Raw genomic sequence first — 9,968 nt, 5'->3', positions numbered from 1 at the left:
GTCGCAGTAACGGCCGATAACGCCGCCGCCGTAACCAAACACACCCACGATGCCGCCGTGCTTCCAGTGTGTTTCCATTTCGTTGTAGGAAAGCTCAAGCACACCCAGAAGGTCTTCAGGGCAGTCCACAGGGATCTGATACTCGACATTGTTGGCATTGGCCGCGCGATGCGCAGCTTCCTGCTTGATATCGGATACAAAGCTCGGCCATGGACCGGATTCAAGCTGATCCAACTGCGGCGTTGCGAATTTTGACATCATCACACCTCAAAAGTTCATTGTTCTGTCCAGCCCAGAGCACAAAGCCAGACATTGATCGAGCAAAATCAAATGCCGCCGGAAACTGCGCAAAGCACGGCAAGTTGCTTGCTCAGTATCCGTGGTTTCCTTTTGCCAGCTTCAGCCCAATATGCCTTCCCCATTGTGTGGGGGAGCAGCATCATTGGGCCGTAGTATTCAAGAACCAGACCGTTACATTTTATTTAAATAATTACAGTATATTAGTTTGAATTTTGGTTGATTTTGTCCTTCCGAGAGAAATGATATTTCACAAATAACAACGAAATTTCGTTGTTATTTGTGAAATATCGCTGAGCTTGTTTACTGTCGTTCCATGTGGGCTAAGGCAGTTGCTTTATCTACTTTGGAATATGGGGGAGAAGCAGGAGGGCTGAAAAATATTTTTTCTAGAGGAGGGTGGGCGGCGATATTTTTTCTGTCAGGGCCAGAAGGGCAGATCTGCGCATGCCACGTATCAGATTAATATTGCAGATTAAAAAATTTCAAGGCAGGGTGTCGCAAGCAGATAAAAGGGCAAGAATGTTTATTTTTTGCCTACTGGTATCTCATGTTGACAGGAATACCAATTATGGCATGATTCAGCCACCTCAACTGTTTTTTCGTGCAATTCCCCGGCTTCCGTCGGGGTTTTGCATTTGTTTGGCTTGCCTGCCAAGGAAATTTCCAAAAGGGCCGCACGCCGTGCACGCAGCAAAAAACGTGAGGCCGCGCAAATAAAAACCGCGCATACCGCCCTGATAAAGGACGGATGCGCGGTTTTATGTATTTCAGGCCCGAAGCGCGGTGAACAGACATTGCCCCCACGCCGCGGCGCGGCTGCCAGATGTCAGCTCTTGCGGATGCGCACCTTGTACTTGCGCAGAAAGTCGGCAGGCAGGTAGGTCATCTTGGCCTGACGCAGGCCTTCTTCGTCCAGATCCTGCGCCCGGTTGATGTAGGTAAATCCTGCGCCAGCGTTGCGCGAGAACAGACAGTTGATGGTCTGGTACACGCCCTTGAAGCCGTTCAGGCCTTTTTCGTAATGCACGCCAAGGTTTGCGCCGTCCAGATTCTCGCCCACACTGAAGGCCACCATCTTGCCGTCCACATAGAGCGAACCGCCCACAAGCCCGGTAAAACAGTTCCAGTGGCTGAGCACGCGGTTGATGGCTTCGTTTTCGGCCCTGAGCGAAGGCGATTCCTCGCATTCGTGCCACTGGCACCAGTCGTCCTGCACGGCCAGCACGTCTTCAACCATGGCGTCGTCCAGCGTGTGGTAGTCCGGCTGGCCGTAGGTCTTCACATAGCTGTTGAGATGATTTTTCTTTTTATGAAAGCGGTTGCCCGGCAGTTCCGCCAGTTCTTCCTGTTTGTACAGGTATTCCCACTGGCCCCGGTCTTCTTCCGCATCCACAAGGCCGGGCAGTTCGCGCTGCCAGATTTCCAGCAGTTTTTCCGGCACGCGGGTGATGTTGTGGGCCTCGGGGTTGAAGCCGCAGGGCAGCAGATCCTTCCACGAAACCGCGTTCCAGTCGCCCACAGGGGCCCAGCACACGGCATAGGGCCGGGTCTGGCGGATCCAGCAGAGGTTGTCCTCAAAGCACCATTCAAGTCCGTAGTAATCCTGCCAGCCCCACAGGTTTGCCAGGGTATAGTCCAGTGAACGCTGGGGAGTGCGGCTCCACAGTTCGTAATACTGTTGGCGTCCTTCCAGGCTGACAGGGGTAAAGGTCTTGCTCACAATCGTCTCCTCGCGTCTCGATGCGCAAATGCATGACAGTGCGCGGGCGCATGCCAGGACCGCCGCAGTTGCGGCCTCCTGGGCGGTATTTACGGGGTTTGCGGCTGACGGCAGCGGCTCATGGCAAAGCGCGTCCAGTCGCTGAAAAGCACCACATAAAGCATGATGCTGGTTTGCAGAATCTGGGATACGAGCATGGCCACAAATACGCCCGAGGCCGTGCCCCAGAGCATGTGACCAAGCAGCCAGCCCAAGGGCAGGCGCACCAGCCAGAAACTGCCGCCAAAAATCATGAGGTTGTACTTGGTGGCACCGGCTCCCGTCATCACGCCGCCCATGACAGTGCTTGCGATGGAAAAAGGCGTGGAGAGCAGGTTGTAGGTAAGGTAGCTTACAATCTGGGCTTGCGTGCCCGGCTCCTGCGAGAGCAGGTGGGCCACCTCCTGCCGGAAGGGCCAGAGCAGGGCGGCCATAAAGCTCATGGCCACAGCCGCAAGCGTCACCATATTGAGGGCCACGCGCCGGGCCTCGGCGGATTTGCCCGCACCAAGGCTGTTGCCCACCAGCACGGCCACGCTCATGTTGAAGGCCATGCCCGGCAGAAACAGCAGGGCTTCTACCCGCAGACCGGCATTGAGACCGGCCAGCGCGTTGACGCTGTCGGAGGGCAATGACGCCACAAGAACAAACAGCATCATGTAGCCGGACTGCCATACGATCTGGGCGGCACCTGCGGGCAGGGCCACCTTAAGCAGGTAGGGCAGGCCAGCGCGGAGCCAGCGCAGGGAGGGCAGGGATTTGCGGTTCAGATAGCCGGAATGCGCCAGCAGCACGCAGTTGCACACAGCACCAAGATACTGCGCGCCCACGTTTGCCCATATCAGGCCCATATAGCCCATGTTGGGCATGCCAAACCAGCCAAGCCCAAGGCCAAGGCAGGCCAGCAGGTTGCACAGGCACACGCCGGAAGCAACCCACAGGGGCGGCAAAACCTGGCGCGTGGCGCGGAACATGACCCCGGTTGACGCGTACAGATACTGCGCGGGCAGGCCAAGCATACTGGCTGCCCACATTTCGCGGGTTTGCGGCATGATGCTTTCAGGCACCATGAGCACGCGCAGTATGCCATCGCTGAAGAGGGCGGCACCCAGGGCCACAAGAAGCCCAAGCCCCATGCAGCCGATAACCGTTGTGCCGATATAGCGTTGGGCACGCATGACTTTAAGCGCGCCCAGCGACTGGCTCACAGCCGCCGTAGCGCCGCTTGAAACAGCCATGGCGACCACCATCAGCAGGATGCTGCACTGGTTCACCATGCCCAGCGCCGCCTGAACGTCCGCGCTGATCTGTCCGGCAACCCACACAGCCACAAAGCCCATGAAGAACATAAGGTACATCATGAGCATCTGGGGCCAGGTCAACCGCCAGACCGCGCGGGGGGAAGTGCTCAGGTCGGGCGCGGGCCGGGCCTGCTGCGCGGATGCGCCGCGTAATTGTGTCACATTAATCCATCAGGCAGCGCGCAAGATCCTCAAGGGTTTCGCGGCGGCGGATAAGTTTGGCAGCGCCGTCGCTTTGAATGAGAACTTCAGCGGGGCGACGACGCTGGTTGTAGTTGGAACCCATAGTAAATCCATAAGCTCCGGCGTCAAGTACCCCAAGCACATCTCCCTCGCACATAACGGGCAGTTCGCGTTCCTTGGCAAGGATATCGCCGCTTTCGCAAATATTGCCCACAATGGTCTGCACCATGGTTTTGCGGGTCTGGGTGTCGGCCCCGTAGATTTCCACATCGTGGAAGGAGTCGTACATGGCGGGGCGCACGAGCACGTTGAAGCCCAGGTTGGTGCCCACGTAGCGTTTGTCGCCATTGTTTTTGACGGCAAACACGGTGCCCAGCAGCACGCAGCATTCGGCGGCCACATAGCGGCCCGGTTCCACAAGAAAACGGCCTTTGTAGCCGGATTTTTCAGACCAGCCCGCAATGAGCGCGTGCAGGCGGCTGCCAAGGTCGGCCATGCTCAGGCGGGCCTGACCTTCGTACTTGTGGTAGGGGATGCCAAAGCCGCCGCCAAAGTCGATGACTTCAAGCTTTGCCAGCATGCTGGCGGGCAGGCGGTCGGCAAGATGCAGCAGCACCTCGGCGGCATCAAGGTAGCCGTCGGGCTCCATAAAGAGCGAGCCGATGTGCTGGTTGATGCCAGCCAGCGTGAGGTCGTGCTTTTCAAGCAGGGCAAAAACTTCGTCCAGCTTGTCGGGGGTGACGCCGAACTTGGTGTCCTTGCCCGCAGTGATGACCTTTGCATGGTGGCCCGCGCCAATGCCGGGGTTAAAACGCACCATGACCTTGCCGCCCTTGTTGATGCGGCCAAGGGTATCAAGCTGCGAGAGGGAATCCACACTGATAAGCAGCCCGCGCGAAACGGCATTTTTCAGCTCGGCCTCGGAATTGTTGTTGGAAATGTACAGAATTTTTTCAGGCGTAAAACCGGCCAGCTCGTCCATGTACAGTTCGCCGGGGCTCATGGCGTCCACCACCAGCCCTTCCTCGCGCACTATGCGCAGCAGGGCGGGGGTCGCATTGGCCTTAACAGAATAGTTCACGCCGAAACCGGGGTGTTTGGAAAGCCCCATAAGGTCGCGGCAACGCTGCCGCAGCACGTTCTCATTGTATACATAGAGAGGGGTGCCGAAGGTTTCAGCCAGCTCGCGGGGGGTGTGGCGGCCATAAAAATTGCATTCGTCGGTGTACGTGGAGCGAATATCGGACATAAAAATACCTCTGAGATACCTCTGAAAGATTGCGTGTGCCGCCCGAACAAGAGCGGGATTTTCCCGTTGAGAGCAATTGCTGATTATTAGTGTCGTATGGCACTCTGTCAAGCCTGCAAGCGGCTGCTACGGCGGGGTGGCAGCAGTGTCGCGTCAGGGCGGGATGCACTGCGGCAGTTGCATTTTTATCGCAATGACACGCAAAAGATCAAAGCCCGCAAACCCGCGCTGGCAGGGGAATTGAAGGCATTTATGGCAACGTTGCAGATTGACAGAAGGCCCCCGCCGTGTTTTGCTTGCACTTTATTATCGGGCGTTATTCTTTTCGCGGGCGGGTTTCTGCCCTGGCAGCTTCTGCCGACAATGCGGCACACTGCCGCAGACCGCCCACACACACTGCAATGGAGTAGTTATGCCTATTAAAAAAGGCGATACGGTGCGCGCGCATTACACGGGTACCCTTGACGATGGCACGGTGTTCGACTCTTCGCGTGAGCGCGAACCCCTGGAATTCGTGATGGGCAAAGGTATGCTGATCCCGGGTTTTGAATCCGCCGTTGACGGTCGCGAAGCGGGTGAAACCGTTACCGTGACAGTTGCGCCTGATGATGCCTATGGCGAGGCTGATCCCGAACTGGTGTTCACCGTTCCCCGCGCCCAGGTGCCCGACCATATTCCCCTGAACGTGGGCGTGCCGTTGCAGCTCTCCAACGAGCAGGGCCAGATGGACGTGACCATCACCGAAGTTGGCTCGGACGAGATCACCCTTGACGCCAACCACCCCCTCGCTGGCAAGACGCTGACGTTTGAAATCGAAATCGTGAGCGTGAACTAAAGCGGTTTCCGGTTCGCGCTTCCGGTTTTGCCTCTACCTTTGCCCTATTGGCCGTGCTGATTGATTCAGCATGGTCGGGGTTGTGCGGCGGCGGGCAGCTCCAGGGCGCGTTCCGTTAGAGTATACTGTTCCGGGCCTGGCCTGCATGGTCAGGCCCGGAGATCATGGCTTTGGTGCGGGCGTCTGCACGGCGTCCGCAAGGTCTCTGCAACAGCCCCCCTTGTCCGCGTGCGCCAGGGCAGCACGGGCGCGGGCGTTTTGTGGTTTGCATGCAGCGGCATAAATCCAACCGCCATAAGCGGGAATATCGGCACCCCCAACACTGCGTCAGCCCTGAACGCGAGGTTCGTCCATGAGCAGCAAATCCGCCAGACAAAGCGCCATTGAGGCCATCACTACCTACAAACCCGAAGCGGCCCCCCTGAATTTCGTGGACACCAAACCCACCGATATTTTCGGGTGCAACGTGTTCAATGACCGCATCATGCGCGAACGCCTGCCCAAGAGCGTGTACAAGGCGCTGCGCAAAACCATTGAATTCGGCGAACGCATGGACCCCGCCATCGCCGATACCGTTGCCGCAGTCATGAAAGACTGGGCCATTGAAAAGGGCGCCACCCACTTTACCCACATTTTTTATCCCCTCACCGGGCAGACTGCCGAAAAGCACGACAGCTTCCTGATGCCTGACGGCGCTGGCGGCGTGATCGCCGAATTTTCCGGCTCCATGCTTATTCGCGGCGAACCTGACGCTTCGTCCTTCCCTTCCGGCGGCCTGCGCTCGACCTTTGAGGCGCGCGGCTACACCGCATGGGATGTGACCAGCCCCGCTTACATCATGGAGAACCCCAACGGCACCTTCCTGTGCATCCCCACCATGTTCCTTTCGTGGACGGGGGTTGCCCTGGACAAAAAAACGCCCATGCTGCGTTCCGGCCAGGCCCTGAACCGCGAGGCTCACCGCGTGCTGGCGCTTTTTGGCGAAGATACGCCGCTGCCCATTGTTTCTTACGCCGGGCTTGAGCAGGAATACTTCTGCATTGACCACAACTTCAATTTTGCCCGCCCCGACCTCCAGATCGCCGGACGTTCCCTGTTTGGCGCTCGTCCGGCCAAGGGGCAGGAATTCAGCGACCAGTACTTTGGCGTTATCCCCCAGCGTGTGCTTTCGTACATGATGGAAGTGGAGCGCGAGCTGTACAAGCTGGGCGTGCCCGTGCGCACCCGCCACAACGAAGTGGCTCCCAGCCAGTACGAAATTGCGCCCCTCTTTGAGGTGAGCAACCTCGCGGTTGACCACAACCACATCATCATGGCCAAGCTGCGCAACGTGGCAAAGCGCTACGGCCTCAAGTGCCTGCTGCACGAAAAGCCCTTTGCGGGCGTGAACGGCTCGGGCAAGCACCTGAACTATTCCATTGGCAATGCGGAGCTGGGCACCCTGTTTGATCCCGGCGAAACCCCGCATGCCAACGCCAAGTTCCTGGTGTTCTGCGCCGCCATGATCCGCGCCGTGCACAAGTTCGGCGGTCTGCTGCGCGCAACCGTCGCCAGCGCCAGCAACGATCACCGTCTGGGCGCCAACGAGGCACCGCCGGCCATCATGTCCATCTTCCTTGGCGACCAGCTGACGGAAGTGTTCGAAGCCTTCCGCGCCGGACGCGTTGAAAACGCCGCCGGTGGACGCACGGGCCGCGCCCTCAATCTGGGCGTGGATACGCTGCCGCCGCTGCCCGCCGATCCCGGCGACCGCAACCGCACAAGCCCCGTGGCCTTTACCGGCAACAGGTTCGAGTTCCGCGCGCTTGGCTCCAGCCAGTCTGCGGCGGGTTCCATCACCGCGCTCAACACCATGATGGCCGATTCGCTGGGCTTTGCAGCCGACTGGCTTGAAAAGGAACTGGCCCAGGGCAAGACCTTCAATCAGGCTCTGGAATCCTTTATCAGCCATGTCATTGACGAGCACAGCGCCGTTATCTTCAACGGCGACGGTTACTCCGAAGTGTGGCACAAGGAAGCCGAGCGACGTGGCCTGCCCAACCTGCGCACCACCCCCGAGGCTCTGGCCGAACTGACCAAGCCCGAAGTGGTCAGCCTTTATGAAAAGGCTGGCGTGCTCAACAGGTCCGAACTCAAGGCGCGGCAGGAAATCTATCTTGAGCAGTACTGCAAAACCGTGCGCACCGAGGCCAATCTGGTTATCCGCATGGCCAATACCATCATTTACCCTGCGGGCATGCGCTATCAGGGTGAACTGGCCGCCACGGCGGCAAACATGCGCGCTATCGGCAAGGATCCCAAAACCGTGACTCTGGCCGAAATCACTTCGAATCTGCGCCTCATGCAGGATGCCTGCGGCCAGCTTGAAGAAGTGCTGGCCAAGGCGGACAGCCTGGGCTACGGCTTTGAAGCCGCCCTCAGCTACCGCGAATATGTGCTGCCCCGCATGGTTGAAGTGCGCCGCTACGCGGACATGCTTGAAGTGCGCGTGGCTGACGACCTTTGGGCGCTGCCCAATTATCAGGAAATTCTGTTCGGCAAGTAGGCCTGTAGGCAGGGGAGGGCAAAGCGCCCTCCCGCTTGCCATAGCTGATGCTGTAACGGAAATTTACTGAAAAACCGCTCTGCGCTGTTGACAGTATTGGGCTGGATGCGTAATGTTGCTTGAAACATAAGGAACTAGGCATTTATATGAACGTTTTCTCCAACACCATTTCTAACAGCTTCAAAGGCTGGTGGTGGCGCATCCAACTGCGTGGGGGAGACGTGCGGGCTTAATAGTTCCGGTACGTTGGCATTGTCGTAAGTAGACGCCGTCTCCCCAAGGAGACGGCGTTTTTTGTTTTTTCAGGCACAAAAACCCAAAGGATGCGCCAGATGAAAGATAACGGTGATGCGCAGCATATGCTGACGCTGCAACAAACCGCCCGCTGGTTGCCAGCGGATATGGACACGCCCATCAGCCTGTTCATGGGTATGGTCGGCGCCGGTAACGGCATCTTGCTTGAAAGCGCCGAGGTGGACGGTCGCTGGGGCCGTTACAGCATCTTGGCCTGCGATGCGGCTTTGTTCATCTCCTGCCGCGAGGGCAAGCTTGCGCTGGACATCCGCAACGACAGCGTAAAGCCCCTGGCGCGCTTTGAGGGCAAACCCTTTGTGGACGGCCTGCGGGCGCTCATGGCGGCGCTGACCATAGATGGCCCGGTCAACATCACAAACCTGCCGCCCATTACCCGTGCTCTTTACGGGTATCTTGGCTTTGGCATGGCGGGTCTGTTCAATCCCAAACTGGCCCCGGTCATGCCGCAGAACGAGGCCGACTGCCTGCTCATGCTGCCGTCGACAGTGCTTGTGTTCGACCATCTGTATAACCGCCTCTGTCAGGTGAGCCTCGGCGAACACCGCGCGCTGCAAAGCTCGCGCGAATCGCTGGAGGCCCGCGCCACAGGGCAGGCCGGGGCTGTGCGCATCAATCCCGATAATGTCTGCGCTGAACCCGGCGAGGAAGGCTACAAGGATTACGTGCGCCGCATCAAGGAGATGCTGCGTCAGGGCGAGGCCATTCAGGTTGTGCCTTCCGTGCGGTTTTCCACGCCTTTTGAGGGTAATCCCTTTGAACTGTACCGCCGCATGCGCCGGTTCAACGCTTCGCCCTACATGTTCTACATGCGCTTTCCCGAGCTGACGCTTTTCGGTTCTTCGCCCGAGGTCATGGTGCGTTGCACGGCGGGGCATTTGCAGCTTTCGCCCATCGCAGGCACGCGCAAACGCGGTGCGGACGACCTTGAAGACGCCGCCCTTGCCGCCGAACTGCGCGACGATCCCAAGGAACGCGCCGAGCACGTCATGCTGGTCGACCTTGGCCGCAACGACCTTGGCCGCGTGGCCCAGCCCGGATCGGTGAATCTGGAGCGCTACATGGAAGTTGAACGCTACTCCCACGTCATGCACCTCACCAGCCGGGTCAGCGCCCGGCTTGAGGAAGGGCTGGACGCTCTGGACGTGCTGGCGGCCACCTTCCCTGCGGGTACGGTTTCGGGCGCGCCCAAGGTACGGGCCATGGAAATCATCCGCGAGGTGGAAGGCCGCGCGCGTGGCCCCTACGCAGGCTGCATCGGTTGGCTTGGTCTGGACAAGGACAGCGTGAATCTCGATACGGGCATCACCATCCGCAGCATGTGGATGCGTGACGGCAAGCTCTTCTGGCAGGCGGGCGGAGGCATCGTGCATGACTCCGATCCCGATCTGGAATGGAAGGAAGTGTGCAACAAATCAGCCATCATGCGCCTGGCCCTGCGTGCGGAGGACGAAGAATATGTTTCTGCTCATCGATAATTACGA

Annotated in this window: 6 protein-coding genes and 1 pseudogene; 3 read left to right on the top strand and 4 right to left on the bottom strand. The window is 58.7% G+C overall.

The features are described from left to right. From VEZ52_RS11355 to lysA, 4 genes and pseudogenes are all read right to left on the bottom strand, one after another. Positions 1–258 (bottom strand): annotated as a pseudogene (locus tag VEZ52_RS11355) (sulfite reductase, dissimilatory-type subunit alpha); the annotation flags it as partial. Positions 259–1,126: 868 nt separating this feature from the next. Beyond that, entirely contained in the window at positions 1,127–2,020 is an 894-nt protein-coding gene (locus VEZ52_RS11350) for a DUF2156 domain-containing protein (protein ID WP_324836908.1), read from the bottom strand. Positions 2,021–2,109: 89 nt separating this feature from the next. Further along, positions 2,110–3,522 carry an MATE family efflux transporter gene (locus VEZ52_RS11345; protein ID WP_324836906.1) on the bottom strand — a complete coding sequence of 471 codons (1,413 nt, stop codon included), beginning with the start codon at positions 3,520–3,522 and terminating at the stop codon, positions 2,110–2,112. Between the two features lies 1 nt (position 3,523). Further along, on the bottom strand, positions 3,524–4,792 hold the full coding sequence (lysA, locus tag VEZ52_RS11340; protein WP_324836905.1) for a diaminopimelate decarboxylase: 1,269 nt from the start codon (positions 4,790–4,792) through the stop codon (positions 3,524–3,526). Positions 4,793–5,204: 412 nt separating this feature from the next. Here lysA and VEZ52_RS11335 point away from each other — a divergent pair, with 412 nt between their 5' ends. The 3 genes from VEZ52_RS11335 (at position 5,205) to VEZ52_RS11325 (ending at position 9,962) form a co-directional block, all read left to right on the top strand. Then, positions 5,205–5,627, top strand: coding sequence for an FKBP-type peptidyl-prolyl cis-trans isomerase (locus tag VEZ52_RS11335; protein ID WP_298998664.1), 423 nt, complete (start codon positions 5,205–5,207; stop codon positions 5,625–5,627). Between the two features lie 352 nt (positions 5,628–5,979). After that, on the top strand, positions 5,980–8,172 hold the full coding sequence (locus tag VEZ52_RS11330; RefSeq protein WP_324836904.1) for a glutamine synthetase III: 2,193 nt from the start codon (positions 5,980–5,982) through the stop codon (positions 8,170–8,172). Positions 8,173–8,504: 332 nt separating this feature from the next. Further along, complete coding sequence (locus VEZ52_RS11325) at positions 8,505–9,962, top strand: anthranilate synthase component I family protein (RefSeq protein ID WP_324836903.1); 1,458 nt, start codon at positions 8,505–8,507, stop codon at positions 9,960–9,962. Positions 9,963–9,968: the final 6 nt, after the last annotated feature.

The organism is Desulfovibrio sp., from assembly GCF_035644575.1.
Classification (GTDB): Bacteria; Desulfobacterota; Desulfovibrionia; order Desulfovibrionales; family Desulfovibrionaceae; genus Desulfovibrio.
Note: the sequence above shows the minus strand (reverse complement) of the source record. Positions and strands in the feature narration are given on the sequence as shown.